The following is a 20,134-nucleotide window of genomic DNA, read 5'->3' on the forward strand; positions in this document are numbered from 1 at the left end:
TCGTGCTTTCGTGACCGGCGTCACCCCGCCACCATGGAGACATGGCTGACCTCGACGTTGTCATCGTCGGCGCCGGGATCTCCGGCCTCGGCGCCGCGTACTACCTGCAGCGCGAACACCCGCGGAAGAAGTACGCGATCCTCGAGGCGCGCGGGGCGATCGGCGGCACCTGGGACCTGTTCCGCTACCCCGGCATCCGGTCGGACTCGGACCTGCACACGTTCGGCTACGAGTTCAAGCCGTGGCGCGACGAGGACTCGATCGCCGGGGCGGACAAGATCCTCGCCTACCTGCGCGAGACGGCCGCCGAGCACGGCATCGAGAAGGCCGTCCGGTTCCACACCAGGGTGATCGCCGCCGAGTGGTCGTCGGCCGACGCGCACTGGACGGTCGAGGTCGAGAAGGACGGCGAACGCGAGACGCTGACGTGCTCGTGGCTGTTCTGCGCGGGTGGCTACTACCGCTACGACGAGGGGTACACACCGCACTTCGAGGGCAGGGAACGCTTCCGCGGTCAGCTCGTACACCCGCAGCACTGGCCGGAGGACCTCGACTACGCGGGCAAGCGGGTCCTCGTGATCGGCAGCGGCGCGACGGCCGTGACGATCGTGCCCGCCATGGCACCGACCGCTGGCCACGTGACGATGCTGCAGCGCACCCCGTCGTACATCCTGCCCGTACCCGCCCAGGATCCGATCGGCACCCTGCTGCGCAAGGTGCTGAGCGAGGATCGGGCGTTCGCGCTCACGCGGCGCAAGAACATCCTGCAGCAGCAACTGACCTGGCGGTTCGCCCGGCGGTTCCCGAAGGCGGCGCGACGGCTGATCCGGCGGTTCAACGCCAAGCTGCTGCCGGAGGGCTATCCGGTCGACGAGCACTTCAACCCGCCGTACAACCCCTGGGACCAGCGACTCTGCATCGTCCCCGACGGCGACCTGTTCGCGGCGATCCGCAGCGGCCGCGCGTCCGTCGTGACGGACCGGATCACGACGTTCACCGAGACCGGCGTGCGGCTGGAGTCCGGCCGCGAGCTGGAAGCCGACATCATCGTCACCGCGACCGGGCTCAACGTGCAGGCGTTCGGCGGCATGGCGCTGACCGTCGACGGCGAGCCGGTGAACCTCCCGGACACGTTGGCGTACAAGGGGATGATGCTCTCGGGCGTGCCGAACTTCGCCTACGCCATCGGGTACACCAACTCGTCGTGGACGCTCAAGATCGGCCTGCTGTGCGAGCACTTCTGCCGACTGCTCGCTCACATGGACGCGCACGGCTACGACACCGCACGGCCCGTCGTCGCCGATCCCGACGCGCCGACCCGCCCGTTCCTCGACTTCGGCGCGGGCTACATCAAGCGCGTCGTGGACCAGCTGCCGCGCCAGGGCGAGCGGGCGCCGTGGCTCACGTCGATGAGCTACACCAGCGACGTGAAGCTGTTGCGCCGCCTGCCCGTCGAGGACGACGAGCTGCGGTTCTCCCGCAGCCGGGCCGCCGTCACGCCGTCCGGATCGCCGGGTCGCTGACGCCGGGCGCGCCGGTCTCGACGTGACCGGCGAACCGCCGCAGGTACCCGCTGTCCTCAGTGGACACGACCGACACGTCGTACCACCGCTTCGACGCCGCCAGGTCGATCGTGCGCGTCACGGTCGACCCCGGCTGCACGGTCAGGGCGAACGCACCGCCGTAGGCGTTCGTCACCTTCAGGTGGCGCACCGAACCGGCCGCGTTGGTGAACCGCAGCACCAGGTTGCCGTTCTCGTGCCGCGCGGTCACCTCCGCACCGGCGCGCCCGCCCTGGAACGAGCGCAGGAAACCGTTGGGGCCGTGGACGGTCAGGTCGTACACGCCCTTCGAGTACGCCGTGTTCCACGTGTCCGAGAGCTGCTTGCCCGCCGCGGTCGTGTAGGTCCACGGGCCGTCACCGCGATTGCGTGCCGTCACGTAGAAGTGCGCACCGGCTTTGGCGCCACCGGTGAAGGTGAGCGTGATCTTGCCGCCGTTCACCGCGGAGTCGACGACCGGCGCGTACGGCAGCGGCCTGGTGCGGCGTGATCCGGTTTCCTGCACGGGCATCGACGGGGTCGCGGGCGGCGCCGGCACGTAGTCGGGGTGCCGGTCGCGGTCCGGCGGCGCGTACCCGCTGGTGTCCGGCAGCGCCGGAGCCGTGGTGTTCTTCGCCGTGAAGTCGAACGCCGAGGTCAGGTCGCCGCAGATCGCCCGCCGCCACGGTGAGATGTTCGGCTCGTGCACGCCGAACCGGGTCTCCAGGAACCGGATGATCGACGTGTGGTCGAACACCTCCGAGCACGTGTAGCCGCCGGTGCTCCACGGTGACACCACGAGCATCGGCACCCGCTGGCCCAACCCGTACGGTCCCGGCACGTACCCGAGGCCGCCGGGGTACAGCTCGGTCGCGACGTCCGTTGTGGACAGTCCCTGCGCGGCGGACGACGGCGGGTACGGCGGCACGACGTGGTCGAAGAAGCCGTCGTTCTCGTCGTAGGTGATGAACAGCGCGGTCTTCGCCCAGACCGCCGGGTTCGCGGTGAGCGCGTCGAGGACCTGCGCGATGTACCAGGCGCCGTAGTTCGCCGGCCAGTTCGGGTGCTCGGTGTACGCCTCGGGCGCGACGATCCAGGACACCTGCGGCAGCCGGTTGTTCCTGACGTCGTCCGCGAGCCCGTCGAACAGCGTGCCGCCGGCCTTGATGTTCGTGCCGGTGCGCGCCTTCTCGTACAGCGCGTCGCCCGGCTTGGCGTTGCGGTAGGTGTTGAAGTACAGCAACGAGTTGTCGCCGTAGTTGCCGCGGTAGGCGTCGGAGATCCAGCCCCAGCTGCCGTTCGCGTCCAGCCCGTCGCCGACGTCCTGGTAGATCTTCCACGAGACGCCCGCCTGCTGGAGGCGCTCGGGGTAGGTGCGCCAGCCGTAGCCCTTCTCGTCGTTGCCGAGCACCGGCCCGCCGCCCGTGCCGTCGTTGCCGGTGTACCCGGTCCACATGTAGTACCGGTTCGGGTCGGTCGCACCGATGAACGAGCAGTGGTAGGCGTCGCAGATGGTGAACGCGTCGGCGAGCGCGTAGTGGAACGGGATGTCCTGCCGGTTCAGGTACGCCATGGTGGTCGCCGTCTTGGCGGGCACCCACTTGTCGTACCGGCCGCCGTTGAACGCGAGGTGGCCGCCGTTCCAGTCGTGGTTGAGGTCCTGGAGGAACTGCATGCCCATGTCGTCGGCCGCCGGGTGGAACGGCAGCACGTCCCGCGCGCCGTCCGGCTGGTGCCACACGCTCTTGCCGCTCGGCAGCGTCACGGGCCGCGGGTCCCCGAACCCGCGCACACCGCGCAACGTGCCGAAGTAGTGGTCGAACGACCGGTTCTCCTGCATGAGCACCACGACGTGCTCGACGTCCTGGACGGTGCCGGTCCTCGTGGCGGGCGCGATCTCGGCGGCCCGCGCGATGCTCCCCGACAACGCGGTGAGCGCCGTGGTGGCGGCACCGAGCTTGAAGAACTGGCGGCGGTTGACCTCAGACATGGCCCCGATGTCACCCGCCGGTGAAGAACGTCCGGCGATCAGGAGGACACCGCCGGACGAACTCGGGGTGACCCTTAGCTCTCGGCGGACAAGACCGCGTTCAGCAGGCCCGGATACCGCGCGTCGAGGTCGTCCCGCCGGATCGTCGCGATGCGGGCCGTGCCCTCCTTGCGCATCCGGATCACCCCGGCCTCCCGCAGCGTCCGCAGGTGGTGGGTGCGGGTGGACTTGGTCACCGGCAGCTCGATCGCGCCGCAGGCCACCCCGGTGCCGATCCGGTCCAGCTCCCGGACGTAGTGCAGCCGCACCGGGTCGGCGAGCGCGTGCAGCACGGCCTCGATCCGAATCTCGGCGCGGTCGGGGTGCGGCAGGTCCTCGCTCATGAGGTCAATAGTACGACAACTATCGTAGTTCGACGAGTTTCGTAGTACGGTGTGCGTCGTACTAGCCGTCGAAGGAGTCACCTTGTCTCGCATCCACCTGCTCGCCGCCGGAGCGTTCGCGGTCGGCACGAGCGGCTACATCGTCACCGGCGTCCTGCCGGCCGTCAGCCGCGAGCTGCACGTCTCCCCCGCCGCCGCGGGCCAGCTCGTCACCGCGTTCGCCATCGCCTACGCGATCACCTCGCCCGTGCTGGCCGTGCTCACCGGACGGTGGGAACGCCGGAAACTCCTGATCGCCGCGCTGTTGACCAGTGCAGCCGGCAACGCACTGGCCGCCGTCGCGCCGACGTTCGAGCTGCTGCTCGGAGCCCGCGTGATCAGCGCGCTCGGCGCCGCCGCGTTCACGCCAGTCGCCACCGCGGTCGCCACCGTGCTCGCTCCGCCGGACCATCGCGGCCGCGCCGTCGCCACGGTGTTCGGCGGCCTCACGTTCGCCCTGATCCTCGGCGTGCCGCTGGGCAACGTCATCGGCGAGCAGCTCGGCTACCAGGGCGTGTTCGCGGCGGTCGCGCTCGTCTCGCTGCTCGGTGCCCTGGCGATCCAGCTCGGCGTTCCGAGGGTCGCCGCGCCGCCGATCGCCGGCCTGCGCGAACGGTTCGCCGCCACGCGTGATCGCCGGGTGCTGCTGGTGCTCGGCATGACCGTGCTCGCCTGCCTCTCGGCGTTCAGCGTGTTCACCTACATCGCGCCGATCCTGACGTCGCTCGCGAACGTGCACGGCTGGACGATCAGCGTGCTGCTGCTCGTCTACGGCGTGGGTGGCGCGATCGGCAACTCGATCGGCGGCCGCGTCACCGACCGCTGGGGCAGCCGGGTCCCGTTGCTCGTGATCTTCACGGTCTTCGTGGCCGTCCTGGCGACGCTGCCGCTCACCGCGACGACGGCGGCGACCGCGGGCGTCGTGCTGTTCGTGTGGGGCCTGTTCACGTGGTCGGTGAACCCGCCGATCCAGAACTGGCTGATCGAGCTCGCGCCCGGCCCGTCGAGCGGACTCCTGTTGTCGGTCAACGCGTCCGCGATCTACCTCGGCGTGGGCCTGTCGGGCGTGTTCGGCGGCCTGGTCGTGAGCAACGTCGGACTGCTCGCCCTGCCCCCGATCGCCGCACTGGTGGCGCTGGGAGCGCTCGGCCTGCTCGTCGCCCAGCCGAAGCCCGCGCTGGCGCCCCAGGCCGCGTGACCATCCTGATGAACGGCGCATCTGTCCACCTCAGGTGAACAAATGCGCCGTTCATCGTGCGACCGGGCAGGATGTCACGGCCTCCACTGCTGGTTGGCCTGGCCCGTGCAGGACCACAGCACCAGCTGCGTGCCGTTGGCGGTTCCGTTGCCGCTGGCGTCGAGGCACAGGCCGGACAGCGCACTGGTGATCGTGCCGTTGGCGTTCACGTTCCACTGCTGGTTCGCCGCGCCGGTGCAGTCCCAGATCACCGCCTTGGTGCCGTTGGTGGTGCCCCAGCCGGAGGCGTCCAGGCACTTCGAGCCGTAGACCACCAGTTGCTTCGACGACGTCTGGACCCACCTCTGGTTGGATCCGCCGTGGCAGTCCCACAGCTGGACCTGGGTGCCGTTGGCCGTGCTCGCACCGGCGACGTCGGCACACCGGCCCGACTGCACGCCGACGATCTGCCTGCTCGTGCTGTCACCGATGCTGCCGGGCACGCCCCGCAACGCGGCGTACCAGGTCGCGGCCATCTTGTCGTAGCCGGTGGCGGTCGGGTGGACGCCGTCGATCAGGTCGGCGGTGGTGATGGCCGAGTGCATGTCGACCAGGTGCACCCGCTTGCCCGCGTTCCTCTTGCTCTGCACCATTCCCGGGATCGTCGCGTTGTACGCCTGCCCGGCCGACTCCTGACCGGCGTTGCTCATCGGGATGATCGTCGCGACGAACACGTCGGCGTTGGGCGAGGTGGCGGTGATGCGGTCGACCAGGGCCGACAGGCGTGCGGGCGCGTTGGCCACGTCGTGGTTCTGGAGCACGTCGTTGGTGCCGATGTGCAGCAGCACCGTGCGCGGATCGGTGTTGCGGAGCCAGCTCACGATGTTCGCGTCGATCTGGTCGATGCGCCAGCCCGGATGGCCCTCGTGGTCGTGGTCGCCGAGCGAGCCGGGGCCGTTGAACTGGGAACCGACGAAGTCGACGCGGTAGTTCGCCGCGCCGAGACGCTGCCACAGTCCGATGCGGTAGCCGCCCGGCACCTGCGTGCCCTCGGTGATCGAGTCGCCGAGCGGCATCACGCGTGTACCACCGTTGGACTCCGCGACCGCCGGTGTCGCGGGCAGCAGCGCGGCGGTGAGCAAAGCGGCGGCACAGACGATGAGCCGCCGTAGTCCTGCCTGCATCATGTTCTCCCTCATCGCAGTCCATGTTGCGTTAGCGCTAACACTGGATAACGCGACGGAGTCACGTCAATACACCCCGCCACTTGAGACGGGCCTGACGGCCTGCGCGGTTCTCGATGTGACACAACAGAACTCACCGGTAACGCGTATTGGCGTCTCAGCAGGAGGAGCTGCTGTTAACGCTCACATGAGGCGGGCTCACCTCTGCTGCGACACCCAGGTCGCGACCTGCACCCTCGACCTGAACCCGAGCTTGGCCAGGATGTGCTCGGTGTGGGTTTCCGCGGTCCGCACCGAGATCACCAACCGGTCCGCGATCTCCCGGCTCGTCAGGCCTTGGGCGATGAGGTCGGCGATCTCGCGCTCGCGCCGGGTCAGCACGGCCGGCGGCGCCTCCCGCTCGACGACCGGCGGCTCCTCCTGCAGCGAGAACGCGACGGTCTCGTCCACGTCCATCGCCCGCCCGCGTCCGAACGCCTCGTCGAACCCCTTGGCGCCCAGGCGTTCCCGCGCGACGCGTTCGGTTTCCTCGTGGTACGGGTAGAGGTGCTGGTAGGTCCGCAGCGGACGGCCCATGATCTCCCAGATCCGGTCCGCGGCGCCCAGCAGCGTCGCCGCCTCCTCCGCGTGGCCCAGTGCGGACTCGACCCACGACAGCGACTCGACCGACCAGCCGATTCCGGTGAGGTCGCGGATGTCGCGGCGCAGCCCGATGCTCTCGCGGTACAGCGCGGCGGCCCGGTCGTGGTCGCCCTGCGCCATCGCGAAGATTCCCATGCTCCACAGCGCGTACGAGCGGTGGAAGCACTCGCCCGGCGGTTCGGTGATCCGCAGCCACTCCTGGTGGCAGGCGGTGGCGCGGGCGACGTCACCGGTGAGGCCGACCGCGCTCGAGTAGCTCAGCATCAGGTCGAGGCGGCGCGGCACGTCCACCCCTGGCGGCAACGCGGCGATGCCCTTCTCGAAGACGGCGATCGCGGCCGGCAGGTCACCGCTGTACAGGTCGACGCTGCCCTCCACCCAGCAGGCGAAGGCGGTGATGGTCGGGTCGTCCACGACCTCCTCGATGACCCTGGCGTCGGCCAGCCGCTGCAGGCACACGTCGAACTGCCCGTCCGCGGACGCCAGGCTGCCGTCGGTGAGCAGGGCCCTGGCCCGCAGCGCGGACGGCGGGCACGGCCGGTCGAGGGCACGCGCCAGCCACAGGCGGCCCTCCCTGGCCCACCCGCGGCCCCACCAGTAGAAGTGGAACAGCCCGGACAGCATCCGGAACGCGGCGTCGAGCTCCCCCGGTTGTTTGAGGCAGTAGTCGACCGCAGCCTGGACGTTGGCGTGCTCGCGGTCGAGCCGGGCGAACCAGTGCACCTGCCGCGAGCTCACCCAGTCGGCGTTGGCCTGCTCGATCAGGCCGAGGTGGAAGTCGCGGTGCCTGCGCAGCAGGTCGTCGTACTCGCCGGTGTCCTTGAGCCGTTCGACGCCGAACTCGCGGATGGTCTCCAGCATCCGGTAGCGCATGACGTCGGCGTGCTGGTCCGCGGCCAGGATCGACTTGTCCAGCAGCGAGGCCAGGGTGCCCAGCACGTCCTCGCCGGCGAGCCCGCCGCCGGAGCACACGGCCTCCACGGCGTCGAGCTCGAACCCGCCCGCGAACACGGACAGCCGTGCCCACAGCAGTTTCTCCTGGTCGGAACACAGGCCGTGACTCCACTCGATGCACGACCGCAGCGTCTGCTGCCGGGTGGGAACGTGCGGCCGCGCCGCGGTGAAGAGCTGGGGCCGGTCCAGCAGCCGGGCGAGGATGTCCTTCTCCGACAGCGCCCGCACCCGCGCCGCCGCCAGCTCGATCGCGAGCGGGAGGCCGTCGAGGCGTTGGCAGATCTCGGCGACCACGCTGCCGTTGGCGGAGTTCACGGTGAACCCGAGCCGCACGGACGCCGCCCGTTCCGCGAACAGCGTCACCGCTTCGGAACTGCTCAGTTCCTGTTCGGCGAGCGGCCCTCGGGTGTCGGGGAGCGTCAGCGGGGGCACGGGCATGACGGCTTCGCCCACGATGCCGAGGCACTCCCGGCTCGTCGACAGGATGCGCAGCTCGTGGCAGTTCTGCAGCAGCGTCTGGGACAGCTCGGCGACCGCGTCGACGAGGTGCTCGGAGTTGTCGAGCACCAGCAGCAGCCGGCGGGACGCCAGGTAGTCGACCAGCATCTCGACCGACGTCCTGCCCGCCTCGCGCATGCCCACGGCCAGCGCCACGGCGTTCGCCACGAGCTCCGCGTCGCGCAGCTCGTCGAGCTCGACCAGCACCACTCCGTCGGGGAACGCCCGGTGCACGGCGCGGCACACCTCCAGGGCCAGCCGGGTCTTGCCGACTCCGCCCGGTCCGGTCAGAGTGACCAAGCGTGACGACTGCAGGAGGCTCCTGACCTCCTCCACCTCGCGCCTGCGCCCGACGAAGCTGCTCAGCTCCAGAGGTAGACCTGTCGTTCTCCTCCGGACGACCGTGCCCATACCGACGAACGGTAGTGCGGCCCCTCTCGGCACGCAGGAAAGAACACGCAACGATTCGGAATCCGTAGCCTTCTACGTACTCCTCCCGATGTGCCCGCGCCGCGTGCCGAGCACCCTTTCCACATGTGCCAGCACGAGCCGAAGTGCCCCGCCGCTGCGGATCCGCGCGGCCAGCGGGCAGAGATCGTCGTCTCCCACCCTGAGCAGGGCTGGTACCTGCTCTGCAACGGGATCGTCCTGTTCGACGACGGGGGTCTGATGATGCCCGACCACAGCGTCATCGCTCCCGCAGCCTGATCTCGTTCGGGGGCGGCCTGAGTCCGCCGGCCGCCCTCGACGTGCCCCGGTGGTTCCCCGATGACGGTGTCGACTCCCCCCTCTCGACACCGACGCGCACCGGGCGAACGGGGCGGACGGTCTGCTCGCCGCAGCGCGCCTCTGCGGTCGGGCCGTCCGCCCCGTGGTCTCACCACTGGAGAACCCGCCATGACCATCGATTCCCCACCACAGCCGTGCCCGCGGTGCCTGCGGCCGACCGTGCTCGTCACGCACCGTCGTGGCCGCGAATGGCTGCACGTCGGCACCTGGCTCGCCCGGTGCGGCCGGGTCGTGCAGGCCTGACAGGGCCTCTCAGGATCCGCAGGAGTCCCTGACGACCAGCCTGGTCGGCAGGATCACCGGGTCCTCGCGGCCGCCCCCGGTGATCATCGCCATGATCGCCTTGGCCGCCGCGACGCCGAACCCCGGCTTGTCCTGCGCCACCGTCGTGAGCGCCGGGTCGACCACCGAGGCGATCTCGATGTCGTCGAACCCGACGATCGCCAGGTCGTCCGGCACGCGCAGGCCCGCGGCACGGGCGGCCAGCAGTGCGCCGACCGCCATCTCGTCGCTCGCGGCGAACACCGCCGTCGGCGGCTCGTCGAGCGCGAGAAGTCGTTGCACGGCCAGGGTTCCGCTCGTCCGGTAGAAATCACCGGCCACGATGTGCTCGTCGCGCACAGGCAAGCCGGCCTCTGCCAAAGCCTTGCGGTAGCCGGAGACACGGGCTTCGGACGGCTGGTTGCCCGGCGGGCCCGTGATCGTGGCGATCCGGGTGTGGCCCAGCGCCGCGAGGTGACTGGTGGCCTGACGGGCACCCCCCTCGTTGTCCGAGGTGACGTAGGTGGCCTTGGGACCGTCGACGGCGACGTCCAGCGCGACGCACGGAACACCCGACTGCGCGAAGGCCTCGAACGCCTCCGCGTCGGAGCCGCTGTCGATCAGGACCAGCCCGCCGAGGTGGTGGCGGCGGGTCATGTTCACGTAGCCGACCGGATCCGCGAGCGACGCGCCGACCTCGCGGGCGTCGCCGCTCGTCGCGAGCATCAGCAGGTGGTAGCCGTGCGCGCTGAGCGCGGACTTCAGCCCGATCAGCAGGTCCTGCAGGTACGGGTGCCGCCAGCCGGGCCTGCGGTGGTCGGTGTCCCAGACCAGTCCGATCATCGTGGACTGCTTCGTCGACAACGCCCGAGCGGACTCGTTGGGCTGGTAACCCAGCTCTTTCGCGACCCGCAGAACGCGTTCCCGCGTCTCCTCGTTGACCGTTTCCGGCTGGTTGAAGACACGTGACACCGTCGCCACGGACACGCCGCAGAGCTGGGCGATCTCTCGCCCGGTCGCCATCGGATCCTCCGTTTCACCGTAAGCGGTTACATCACCGTACGAGCAGCACTTCTCCTAGTCAAACGGGTGCAACAGCCGAGACGTTTATCGTTTTGTTACTTGACTGGTGTCGCGTAACCCGGCTGTCATAGGCACCACACATCACCGGCTGTCGATTCGTCCTGACGCCGGTTCACCCGCTCCGAGAAACACCTTTCTCTGCTTCAGCGCGCCCAAAATTCGACGGAGGCCTGGAATGCGCCCCAAAGCACTCGCCATCGGCTGCGCCGCGCTGGCGACAGCCGTGGTGCTCAGCGGTTGCGGCAGCGAGACCGCGTCCGGCGGCAAGACCAAGCTGACCATCGGGCTGTTCGGCAACTTCGGCTACGCCGAGCTGCTCAAGGAGTACGCGAGCACGCACCCGGACATCGAGATCACCGACCGCACCGCGTCCTACTCCGACCACCACAAGAACCTCGCCGCGCACCTCGCCACGAACAACGGCGCGGCGGACATCGAGGCCGTCGACACCGGCTACATCAACCAGTTCAAGGCCACGCCGGACAAGTTCGTCGACCTCAACACCAAGGGCGGTGACCAGCTCAAGGACCGCTGGCTCGGGTGGAAGTGGGAGGCCTCGCTCAGCAAGGAGGGCAAGCAGATCGGCTACGGCACCGACATCGGCGGCCTGGCCATCTGCTACCGGCGTGACCTGCTGGAGAAGGCGGGGCTGCCCGCCGACCGCGACCAGGTCGCGGCGCTGTGGCCGACCTGGCAGGACTTCATGGCCGCGGGCAAGCGGTTCCAGGCCAACGCGCCCGAGGGCGTGAAGTGGTTCGACGGCGGCCCGACCGTGCTCAACGCGATCGTCGGCCAGGCGTCCGTCGGCTACTACGACAGGTCCGACAAGATCGTCGTGGGCGACAACGAGGAGATCAAGGCGGGCTGGGACCTCGTGGTCGACGGCGTGCAGGCGGGGCTGTCCGCGAAGCTGCTGTACTCCACTCCGGTCTGGAACACGGGCTTCAAGCAGGGCCAGTTCGCGACGGTGACCTGCCCGGCCTGGCAGATGGCCAAGATCAAGGACCAGGCGCCGGACGCCGCCGGCAAGTGGGACGTGACCTCGGTGCCCGGCGGTGGGGGCAACTGGGGCGGCTCGTACCTGACGGTTCCCAAGCAGGGCAAGAACGTCGACAAGGCCGTGGAGCTCGCGGCGTGGCTGACCGCTCCCGAGCAGCAGGCCAGGGTGTTCACCACCTCGGGTCTCCTGCCGTCGACGCCGAAGCTCTACGACGACCCGGCGATCGTGGGCTACAAGAACCCGTTCTTCAACGACGCTCCCGTCGGGAAGCTGTTCACCGACGCGGCGAAGAAGCTGCAGCCGCAGTACCAGGGGCCGAAGGCCGGTGACATCCAGACCGCGATCGGCAACGCCATGCAGCGCGTCGAGCAGGGCAAGCAGAACGGCGAGGACTCGTGGCGCCAGTTCGTGGCCGATGTCCAGAAGTGACGGACGTCCAGACGTGACGGACATGGCTGTGACCGACAAGGCGGCCAGAAGGCACCGGTGGGACACCAGGTTCGCGCCCTACGGGTACGTGGCGCCGTACTTCCTGCTCTTCGGTGTCTTCGGGCTGTTCCCGCTGCTGTACACGATCTGGGTCTCGCTGCAGCACCGCAACCTGCTCGACGAGGGCGGTGCGTCGCTCGTCTGGTTCGACAACTACGCGCGGCTGCTCGCGGACCCGTACTTCTGGAACGCCATGGGCAACACGATGAGCCTGTGGCTGCTGACCACTGTGCCGCAGATCCTGTTCGCCCTGGGCATCGCTGCCCTGCTCAACCGCAAGGTCCGCACCCGCACGCTGTTCCGGATGGGCGTGATCCTGCCGAACATCACCTCGGTCGCGGCGGTGACGATCATCTTCGCCCAGCTGTTCGGCAGGGACTTCGGCCTGATCAACTGGGTGCTGGACCTGTTCGGCGGCGGGCACGTCGACTGGCAGGCCGGTACCGCCACCTCGCACGTCGCGATCGCCGTGATGGTGGTGTGGCGCTGGACCGGCTACCACGCGCTGATCTTCCTCGCGTCGATGCAGGCGATCTCGCCCAGCCTGTACGAGGCGGCCACTTTGGACGGTGCGAGCGGCTGGCAGCAGTTCTGGCGGATCACGGTGCCGTTGCTGCGGCCGCAGATCATCTTCTCCACGATCATCGCGACCACCGGCAACATGCGCCTGCTCGCCGAACCGCTGCTGTTCAACCCCGGCGCGGCGGCCGCGACCGGCGGGTCGGACCGGCAGTTCCAGACCGCCGCGCTGTACCTCTACGAGCAGGGCTTCACCAACTACGACTTCGGCTACAGCTCGGCCATCGCGGTCGTGCTGGCGATCGCCACCGTCATCGTCGCCGGTCTCGGTTACCTGGTGACCAAACGGATCCAGACGGAGTGAGGACACCATGACCGCAGTGCTGGATCCTCCCGCGCCGGTGCGACGTCCCGCCGGGCCCGCGGTGAGGGCGCGCAGGCTGGCCAGGCGCGTGGCGGGACCGTGGACGTACGCCGCCCTGATCGCGGTGCTCGCCGGCTCGGCGTTCCCGGTGTACTGGTCGTTCGTGGTGTCGTCGCAGACGCCGGACGCGATCGACCGCGTGCCGCCGGTGCTGGTGCCGGGCGGCCACCTCTTCGCCAACATCGCCCGCGTCTTCGACACCACGGACTTCGCGCTGGCGTTGACGAACTCGATCGTGGTGGCGGGCACGGTGACCGTGTCGGTGGTGTTCTTCTCGACGCTCGCCGGGTTCGCGTTCGCCAAGCTGAAGTTCCGGGGCCGCAACGTGTTGTTGCTGCTCATCATCGCCACGCAGGCCATTCCGACGGAGCTCGGCATCATCCCGCTCTACCTGATGATGAGCGAGTTCGGCTGGGCGGGCCAGATCCACGCGGTGATCGTGCCGGGGCTCGTGACCGCGTTCGGGGTGTTCTTCATGCGGCAGTACTTCGAGCGGGCGATCCCGGACGAGCTGCTCGAAGCGGGCCGGATGGACGGCTGCCACTCGCTGCGGCTGTTCTGGCACGTCGCGCTGCCCGCCGCCCGGCCGGCGGCGGCCGTGCTGGGGTTGTTCACGTTCATGCAGGCGTGGAACGACTTCTTCTGGCCGCTCGTGGTGCTGGTGCCGGAGAACCCGACGGTGCAGACCGCACTGTCCACATTGGCCAGCGGCTACACGACCGACTACACGTTGGTGCTGACCGCCGCGACGATCGGCACGGTGCCCGTGCTGGCCGTGTTCCTGTTGTTCGGCCGCCAGATCGTCGGCGGCATCATGTCGGGTGCCGTCAAGGGCTGACCTCTTCCAAGGAGTGGCGTTGTGAGTTTTCCGGACGGCTTCCGCTGGGGTGTGGCGACCTCGGCCTACCAGATCGAGGGGGCGGCGCGGCTCGACGGCCGCAGTCCGTCCATCTGGGACACTTTCGCGGCGGTTCCCGGCGCGGTCGCGAACGGCGACACCGGTGACGTGGCGGCGGACCACTACCACCGCTGGCCGGAGGACGTGCGGTTGCTCGTCGACCTCGGCGTGGACGCGTACCGGTTCTCGATCTCGTGGTCGCGGATCCTGCCGGAGGGGCGCGGCCGGGTCGAGCAGCGCGGCCTCGACTTCTACCGGCGGCTCGCCGAAGCGTTGCTGAGCAAGGGGATCGAGCCGTTCGTCACGCTGTACCACTGGGACCTGCCGCAGGCACTGGAGGACCTGGGCGGGTGGCGCAGCCGTGACACCTCCGGCTGGTTCGCCGACTACGCGGCGACGGTGCACGAGGCGCTGAACGACGTCGTCACCAAGTGGGTCACGGTGAACGAGCCGTACTGCTCCTCGATCGTGGGCTACGGCGAAGGCCGGCACGCTCCCGGCGCGAGGGAGGGCCACGGTGCGCTGGCGGCGGCGCACCACCTGCTGCTGGGGCACGGTCTCGCCGTGCAGGCCATGCGCGCCAACGGTGCGCCCGGTCAGGAGTTCGGCATCGTGCTCAACCAGTCCCCCACCGTGCCGGTGACGGACTCCCCCGCCGACGTCGCGGCCGCCAGCCGTCAGGACTGCTTGCTGCGCAGGCAGTTCACCGACCCGTTGTTCGGCGGCGCGTACCCGGACGAGCTGACGTCGATGTTCGGCGCGATCACCGACTTCTCCTTCCGGCACGACGGGGATCTCGCGATCATCGGCGAACCGCTGGACTACGTCGGCCTCAACTACTACTACCGCCTGCACGTGGCCGACGCGCCGCACCGGGAGCCGGATCCCGCCAAGCGCACCGCCCACGACATCGGCGTCGACACGACCCGGCTGCCGGACGTTCCGCGCACCGGCATGGGCTGGCCCGTCGAACCCGCCGGTCTCACGATCGCGCTGACCGATCTCAAGGCACGGCATCCCGATCTGCCGCCCGTGTACGTCACCGAGAACGGCTGCGTCTACCCGGACACGGAGACGTTCGAGGACCACGACCGCATCGTCTTCCTCCGCGACCACATCGCTGCGGCCGAGGCGGCGGCCGGAGTGGACTTGCGCGGGTACTTCTGCTGGTCGCTGCTCGACAACTTCGAGTGGGCGCACGGCTACAAGCACCGGTTCGGCCTGATCCACGTCGACTACGCGACGCAGAAGCGCACGCCGCGCGCCAGCTACCACTGGTACCGCTCGTTCATCGAGGCGCAACGGACACAGGGGCGGTGAGCATCCCGACGATCAGGTCGACCAGCTCCGCTGCCGCGTGCGGGTCGGGTTCGCCAGCGGCCACGGCCCGTTCGCGGTCGGCGAGCAGGGCGAACAGCACCGTGGGGAGGACGCGCAGACGGCGGCGCCTGACCGCGGTCGGCAGGTCGTCCAGCGCCCGGTCCAGGCGTGTGATGATCAGCCGGACCGCGGCCCGCCCCGCCCGGCCGAGGTTGGTGTCCGCGGCCAGCGCGGGGTGGGTGCGGACCCGGTCGAGGAACCGCGCGTAGTGGGTGGCGCCGTGCTCGTAGGGCACGGTCAGCATCGGCACGACCAGTGCGGAGACCAGGGCGCGGACGTCCTGCGCCGCGCCGGTGGCCTCGCTCTCGGCGAGCAGTTCGAGGCGGTGCTGTTCGAGGTCGGCGATGCGGTGCTCGGCGACGGCGTCGATCAGCCCGTCCCTGCCGCCGAAGTGGTACTGCACCGCGGAGTTGTTGCGCTGACCGGCGGCCGTGGCGATGTCGCGCAACGGCACCTCGACGCCGTGCTCGGCGATCAGCCGCTCGGCGGCGACGATGATCCGTTCCCTGGCATCCGCGCTGGCCACGGCACGCACGGTAGCACGGGGTGAGCACTGGGCCTTGACTTTTAAGTACTAGCGCTTAAGAGTGGGCCGGGTGGTGACGGACATGTTCGGACTGCCCGGCGCGGTGGCGGTGGTGACCGGCGCGGGGCGCGGGATCGGTGCCGCCTCGGCGATCGCGCTGGCCGAGGCGGGCGCGGACGTGGTGATCAGCGCGCGCACTGAGGACCAGCTGGTGGAGGTCGCGGGCAGGATCGAGGCGCTGGGACGGAAGGCTGTGGTCGTTCCGGCAGATCTGTCCGATGTGGACGCCGCGGCGTCGTTGGCGCAGACGGCCGCCTCGCAGCTCGGACGGCTGGACGTCGTCGTGAACAACGTGGGTGGCACCTTGCCGAACACATTCCTGACGACGACACCGGAGTTCCTCGAAGACGCCTTCCACTTCAACGTCACCACCGCGCACGCGCTGACCAAGGCCGCGGTGCCGCTGATGCTCGACGGCGGTGGCGGGTCGGTGATCAACATCAGCTCCGTGATGGGCAGGCTCGCCGGTCGCGGCTTCCTGGCCTACGGCACGGCGAAGGCCGCCCTCACGCACTACACGCACCTGGCCGCCACGGACCTCGCGCCGCGGATCAGGGTGAACGCGATCGACGTCGGCTCGGTCCACACCTCGGCGCTGGACGTGGTGGCCCGCGACGAGAAGATCAGGACCTCGATGGAACAGGCCACCCCGCTGCGCCGGCTCGGCCACCCCGACGAGGTCGCGGCCGCCGTGCTGTACCTGGCGTCCAGGGCCTCCGGCTACACCACGGGATCGGTGCTGCGGGTCGACGGCGGGATCGGCGCGCCCAACCTCGACTTCGCCCTCCCGGATCTCTGAGCGAGGAGACACAGGTGGCGCTTCGCGTCGTGCAGTGGAGCACCGGCAACGTCGGCAAGTGGGCGCTGCGCGGCATCATCGACCATCCCGGCCTGGACCTGGCGGGAGTCTGGGTGTCGAACCCGGCCAAGAACGGCCTCGACGCGGGCGAGCTGGCCGGGGTGGACCCGGCCGGGGTCCGCGCGACCACGGACGCCGATCAGCTGATCGCGGCGAAACCGGACTGCGTCGTCTACACGGCGATGGCCGACAACCGGCTGACCGAGGCGATCGACGACCTGTGCCGGCTGCTGCGGGCGGGCATCAACGTGGTGGCCAGCGGTCCGGTGTTCCTGTCCTATCCCGAGGGCACCGTGCCGCCGGAGCTGGTCGAGCCCATCCGGCAGGCCGCCGCCGAGGGCGGGAGCTCGTTGTGGGTCAACGGGATCGACCCCGGCTGGGCCAACGACTGGTTGCCGCTGCTGCTGTCCGGCACCTGTCAGCGCATCGACCTCATCCGCTGCTCGGAGATCACGGACTACTCGACCTACGACAACCCGTTGGTGTTGTTCGACATCATGGGCTTCGGCTCGGCGCCCGGCCAGACGCCGCTGCTGTTGCAACCCGGCGTGCTCACGCTCGCGTGGGGCAGCGTCGTCCGGCAACTGGCCGCCGCTCTGGACGTCACGCTCGACTCGGTCGTCGAACACCACGAGCGGTTCGCGGCACCGGAGGAGTTCACCGCCGCGGGCCGCACGATCGCCGAGGGCAGCATGGCGGCACTGCGGTTCACCGTCAGCGGCATGGTCGGCGATCGGCCGGTGCTCGTGCTCGAACACGTCACGAGGCTGCGGCCCGGCCACGCGCCGGACTGGCCGCAGCCGGTCGGCACCGGCTGCTACCGCGTGGAGATCTCCGGTGAACCCAACTACGTCGTGGACGTGCGGCTGACCGGCGGCGACGGCGACCACAACACCGCGGGCGTGGCGTCGACCGCCATGCGCCTGGTCAACGCCGTTCCCGCGGTCGTGGCCGCCGCACCCGGTCTGCTCACCGCACTCGACCTGCCGCTGACCACCGGGCGTGGGCTGGTGTCGGCGAAGGCGTGAGTCCTACCAGCCCCAGCGGGAAGCCGGCCGGGGCGGATCGAGGAAGTGGTAGGCGGGCAACGGACCCGTGCAGGTCGCCGTGACCTCACTGATCTTCGCGACCGCCGCGCACGCCGCCTCGACCTGATCCAGGGGCACCAGGTACGCGCGGGCCTCCTCGGTGTGGGCCGGCGCGTCGAGCAGCGCCATCGCCTTCGCCACCGCCGCCACCGGCGCGAGCAGTGCGTCGGCCTCCTTCCGGCGCCACGCAACGATTTCCCGCGCGATCAGCTCGCCCTGCGCTACGACGTCCACGGCCCGGCTCGTCACCACGCCCCTGTCGTGCACCGCGCGCAACGCGGTGTTCTCGTCGAACACCAGCCGCACGTGCATCTCCGCCATTCCGTCGAGCTCGTCGAGGTGGTGCCGCAGTGACGGCGGCCCCAGTGCGACGACGGCCGTGCGGGTCGCGGCCTCGTCCACCGCGGTGGTGCCGATCCGCAGTGGCAGCACCGGACCGCCCGGCAGCAGCGCGCACAACCCCTCCAGGTGAGCGACGACCTCCTGCTCGGTCAGCACCTGATCGTTCTGCCGGTCGCTGACCACCGCGGCGAGATCGTCCACGTCGACCAGCCGGAACGGCGAGTCGTCCGGCAGCCGGTGACTCGCCCGCACGACGCCGTGCAGATACAGGCTCACTGCTCGGGTTCCTCCACCGGGACGGCGGCCGGGGTGACGACCGCGGGTGCGACCATGGCGGGAACCGCCGAGGCCAGCAGGCCGTAGGTGCCGGAGATGCCCTGGGCCGCGGGTGCCGCCGTCACGACGCCCCTGCGGGTCGCTTCGAGACGTTGCATCGCTTCCAGGTAACGGATGTAGGTGTCGACGCTGGCGATCACGACCTTGATGTCGATGGCCAGGATCTCGATGCCGATCAGCGACACCCGCACGGACGCGTCGATCACCAGTCCCTTGTCCAGCAGGACGTTCAGCACGTCGGCCAGGCCGCCGGAGTTCGGTACGACAGGAGCGGTCATGGTGCTGCCCTCTCTTCGCTCAGCAGGGTCGCGATGTCGACCGGGAGCCGGACGCTCGACGTGTCCGGCTCACCGAGTGCCTCGCGCAACGCCGCGAACTGGCGTTGCAGCGAGATCAGCGCCTGGCCGAGGTTCTCGATCTCCTCGGCCGTCAGGGTTCCGGCGTCCACCCGGCGCAGCGCCTGACGCTCGAGCAGCTCGCACACGATCTCCAGCACCGCCACGACGATGCGACCGAGCCCCCGGCCCGCGTCCTGCGCGCTCACCGGTCGCCGCCGATGCCGATCAGCAACAGCCTCAGGTCGAGCCGGATGAGTTCGACGCCCGCCAACGCGATGACCACGTCACCGCGCACGACCGCGCCCCGGTGCACGACCCGGTCGAGGAGGTCGACGAGGCTCGCCGCACTGTGCTCAGGCATCGGCGAACTCGACCTTCGTGAACGAGTACGGCGGCCAGGGCCCGGTGATCTCCGCGCGCAGCCCCAGTTCCCGGGTCAGCCGGTCGATCTCGGCGTGGAAGTCCTCCTCGTTCTCCACGTCGACCAGGTACGCCCCTTCGAGCAGCACGTCACCGGCGAGGTCGCGGCACGTGCTCTCGGCTGACCGCCGGGTCAACGCCCGGTGCACGCTCGCGGCGCCGCGACGGACGGCGTCGGCGGCGTCCAGCCGTTGCCGGCGCATCGCCAGGTAGGCCGTTCCGGACAAGGCGTCGAGGTCCACCGGCGCAGGTGCGGCGGCGCGCACGCGGACGCCCCACTCGCGCCGTCCCTCCACCCGGTCCAGCCAGGCCGACGCCTCCTCGTGGCGGGCGCCGAGCAACCGCAGCGCCGCGTCGACGCCGTCGAGCACGGTGCCGAACCGCAGCGGCAGCACCGGTTCGTGCTGGAACACCGCACGCACCACGGCGTCGTGGTAGCGGGCGAGCACGGCGAGCGGACTGTCCTCGGCGGGCTCGTCGAACTCGAGCCCGGCGAACCGCTCGGTCTCCACCTCGGCCACGACGAGCGCCAGGCCTCGGTGACCGATCAGCCACGGCCCGGCCAGGTCGATCCGCCGATCCCTGGTGATCGCGTACGCGTACAGGCCGCGGCTCATGGTCGGTTCTCCTCCAGCGCCCGCTCCAGTGCCGCCAGCCGGTCGCGCAGCTCGGCGTTCTCCGCCGCCAGCTGTCTCGCCGCCGATCTCGGAGCGAAGAACGGGTCGTTCTCCCACCAGTCGATGCCCATCTCGCGCGCGGTCTGCGCGGACGCCACGAACAGCCTCACCCGCAACGTCAGCAGCTCGATGTCCACCACGCTGACGGCGATGTCCCCCACGATCACCACGCCCTTGTCCAGGACGCGTTCCAGCGTGTCGGCGAGAGAACTGGATCTGTTGTCCACTTGGAACGGT

General features: G+C 69.9%; 22 protein-coding genes. 10 read left to right on the top strand and 12 right to left on the bottom strand.

The window, feature by feature from the left end:
• The first annotated feature begins 41 nt into the window (after positions 1-41).
• A complete protein-coding gene (locus IEZ09_RS02780; RefSeq protein WP_189251892.1) occupies positions 42-1,523 on the top strand; it encodes a flavin-containing monooxygenase in 1,482 nt (493 codons plus the stop codon).
• Here IEZ09_RS02780 and IEZ09_RS02785 read toward each other — a convergent pair.
• Both IEZ09_RS02785 and IEZ09_RS02790 read right to left on the bottom strand, forming a co-directional pair.
• Positions 1,495-3,531 carry a phosphocholine-specific phospholipase C gene (locus tag IEZ09_RS02785; protein WP_189251893.1) on the bottom strand — a complete coding sequence of 679 codons (2,037 nt, stop codon included), beginning with the start codon at positions 3,529-3,531 and terminating at the stop codon, positions 1,495-1,497. The genes IEZ09_RS02780 and IEZ09_RS02785 overlap by 29 nt on opposite strands.
• 74 nt (positions 3,532-3,605) lie before the next feature.
• Positions 3,606-3,914 carry an ArsR/SmtB family transcription factor gene (locus IEZ09_RS02790; RefSeq protein ID WP_189251894.1) on the bottom strand — a complete coding sequence of 103 codons (309 nt, stop codon included), beginning with the start codon at positions 3,912-3,914 and terminating at the stop codon, positions 3,606-3,608.
• An 82-nt stretch (positions 3,915-3,996) separates the two neighbouring features.
• Between IEZ09_RS02790 and IEZ09_RS02795 the strand changes: the two genes are divergently transcribed.
• The gene (locus IEZ09_RS02795; protein WP_229812191.1) at positions 3,997-5,151 is read left to right on the top strand and encodes an MFS transporter; all 1,155 of its coding nucleotides are present in this window, start codon (positions 3,997-3,999) and stop codon (positions 5,149-5,151) included.
• A 74-nt stretch (positions 5,152-5,225) separates the two neighbouring features.
• On the opposite strand, the gene IEZ09_RS02800 is transcribed toward IEZ09_RS02795, so the two are convergent.
• Both IEZ09_RS02800 and IEZ09_RS02805 read right to left on the bottom strand, forming a co-directional pair.
• Entirely contained in the window at positions 5,226-6,329 is a 1,104-nt protein-coding gene (locus IEZ09_RS02800) for a ricin-type beta-trefoil lectin domain protein (protein WP_229812192.1), read from the bottom strand.
• 183 nt (positions 6,330-6,512) lie between these two features.
• A complete protein-coding gene (locus tag IEZ09_RS02805) occupies positions 6,513-8,819 on the bottom strand; it encodes an ATP-binding protein (protein WP_189251895.1) in 2,307 nt (768 codons plus the stop codon).
• 123 nt (positions 8,820-8,942) lie between these two features.
• Between IEZ09_RS02805 and IEZ09_RS02810 the strand changes: the two genes are divergently transcribed.
• Positions 8,943-9,116 carry a DUF5999 family protein gene (locus IEZ09_RS02810; RefSeq protein ID WP_189251896.1) on the top strand — a complete coding sequence of 58 codons (174 nt, stop codon included), beginning with the start codon at positions 8,943-8,945 and terminating at the stop codon, positions 9,114-9,116.
• Between the two features lie 189 nt (positions 9,117-9,305).
• The gene (locus IEZ09_RS47375; RefSeq protein ID WP_268247593.1) at positions 9,306-9,440 is read left to right on the top strand and encodes a hypothetical protein; all 135 of its coding nucleotides are present in this window, start codon (positions 9,306-9,308) and stop codon (positions 9,438-9,440) included.
• Positions 9,441-9,449: 9 nt separating this feature from the next.
• On the opposite strand, the gene IEZ09_RS02815 is transcribed toward IEZ09_RS47375, so the two are convergent.
• A complete protein-coding gene (locus IEZ09_RS02815; protein ID WP_189251897.1) occupies positions 9,450-10,481 on the bottom strand; it encodes a LacI family DNA-binding transcriptional regulator in 1,032 nt (343 codons plus the stop codon).
• A 235-nt stretch (positions 10,482-10,716) separates the two neighbouring features.
• Here IEZ09_RS02815 and IEZ09_RS02820 point away from each other — a divergent pair, with 235 nt between their 5' ends.
• The 4 genes from IEZ09_RS02820 to IEZ09_RS02835 are packed head-to-tail and all read left to right on the top strand — an operon-like array spanning position 10,717 to position 15,191.
• Positions 10,717-11,970, top strand: a complete 1,254-nt coding sequence (locus tag IEZ09_RS02820) for an ABC transporter substrate-binding protein (protein ID WP_189251898.1) — start codon at positions 10,717-10,719, stop codon at positions 11,968-11,970.
• A gap of 22 nt (positions 11,971-11,992) precedes the next feature.
• On the top strand, positions 11,993-12,913 hold the full coding sequence (locus IEZ09_RS02825) for a carbohydrate ABC transporter permease (protein WP_189251899.1): 921 nt from the start codon (positions 11,993-11,995) through the stop codon (positions 12,911-12,913).
• A 7-nt stretch (positions 12,914-12,920) separates the two neighbouring features.
• The gene (locus tag IEZ09_RS02830; protein WP_189251900.1) at positions 12,921-13,811 is read left to right on the top strand and encodes a carbohydrate ABC transporter permease; all 891 of its coding nucleotides are present in this window, start codon (positions 12,921-12,923) and stop codon (positions 13,809-13,811) included.
• A 21-nt stretch (positions 13,812-13,832) separates the two neighbouring features.
• Positions 13,833-15,191, top strand: a complete 1,359-nt coding sequence (locus IEZ09_RS02835) for a GH1 family beta-glucosidase (RefSeq protein ID WP_189251901.1) — start codon at positions 13,833-13,835, stop codon at positions 15,189-15,191.
• Here the strand turns inward: IEZ09_RS02835 and IEZ09_RS02840 are convergent.
• Positions 15,160-15,777 carry a TetR/AcrR family transcriptional regulator gene (locus IEZ09_RS02840; protein ID WP_189251902.1) on the bottom strand — a complete coding sequence of 206 codons (618 nt, stop codon included), beginning with the start codon at positions 15,775-15,777 and terminating at the stop codon, positions 15,160-15,162. The genes IEZ09_RS02835 and IEZ09_RS02840 overlap by 32 nt on opposite strands.
• A 70-nt stretch (positions 15,778-15,847) precedes the next feature.
• On the opposite strand from IEZ09_RS02840, the gene IEZ09_RS02845 reads away from it, so the two are divergent.
• The gene (locus IEZ09_RS02845) at positions 15,848-16,636 is read left to right on the top strand and encodes an SDR family oxidoreductase (protein ID WP_370467615.1); all 789 of its coding nucleotides are present in this window, start codon (positions 15,848-15,850) and stop codon (positions 16,634-16,636) included.
• A gap of 14 nt (positions 16,637-16,650) precedes the next feature.
• Entirely contained in the window at positions 16,651-17,724 is a 1,074-nt protein-coding gene (locus tag IEZ09_RS02850; RefSeq protein WP_189251904.1) for an NAD(P)H-dependent amine dehydrogenase family protein, read from the top strand.
• Between the two features lie 3 nt (positions 17,725-17,727).
• Here the strand turns inward: IEZ09_RS02850 and IEZ09_RS02855 are convergent, their stop codons facing one another.
• The 6 genes from IEZ09_RS02855 to IEZ09_RS02880 are packed head-to-tail and all read right to left on the bottom strand — an operon-like array spanning position 17,728 to position 20,124.
• Positions 17,728-18,402: a GvpL/GvpF family gas vesicle protein gene (locus tag IEZ09_RS02855; RefSeq protein WP_189251905.1), complete on the bottom strand. Its 675-nt coding sequence runs from the start codon at positions 18,400-18,402 to the stop codon at positions 17,728-17,730.
• Positions 18,399-18,740, bottom strand: coding sequence for a gas vesicle protein GvpJ (gvpJ, locus tag IEZ09_RS02860; RefSeq protein WP_189251906.1), 342 nt, complete (start codon positions 18,738-18,740; stop codon positions 18,399-18,401). The genes IEZ09_RS02855 and gvpJ (IEZ09_RS02860) overlap by 4 nt, the downstream gene beginning before the upstream one ends.
• Positions 18,737-19,006, bottom strand: a complete 270-nt coding sequence (locus tag IEZ09_RS02865; RefSeq protein ID WP_189251907.1) for a gas vesicle protein K — start codon at positions 19,004-19,006, stop codon at positions 18,737-18,739. The genes gvpJ (IEZ09_RS02860) and IEZ09_RS02865 overlap by 4 nt, the downstream gene beginning before the upstream one ends.
• Entirely contained in the window at positions 19,003-19,161 is a 159-nt protein-coding gene (gene gvpJ / locus IEZ09_RS02870) for a gas vesicle protein GvpJ (protein ID WP_189251908.1), read from the bottom strand. Before gvpJ (IEZ09_RS02870) ends, IEZ09_RS02865 begins: the two co-directional genes overlap by 4 nt.
• Complete coding sequence (locus IEZ09_RS02875; protein ID WP_189251909.1) at positions 19,154-19,837, bottom strand: GvpL/GvpF family gas vesicle protein; 684 nt, start codon at positions 19,835-19,837, stop codon at positions 19,154-19,156. The genes gvpJ (IEZ09_RS02870) and IEZ09_RS02875 overlap by 8 nt, the downstream gene beginning before the upstream one ends.
• Positions 19,834-20,124, bottom strand: a complete 291-nt coding sequence (locus tag IEZ09_RS02880) for a gas vesicle protein (RefSeq protein WP_189251910.1) — start codon at positions 20,122-20,124, stop codon at positions 19,834-19,836. The genes IEZ09_RS02875 and IEZ09_RS02880 overlap by 4 nt, the downstream gene beginning before the upstream one ends.
• Between the last annotated feature and the right edge of the window lie 10 nt (positions 20,125-20,134).

Source organism: Lentzea flava (assembly GCF_014648475.1).
GTDB lineage: Bacteria > Actinomycetota > Actinomycetes > Mycobacteriales > Pseudonocardiaceae > Lentzea > Lentzea flava.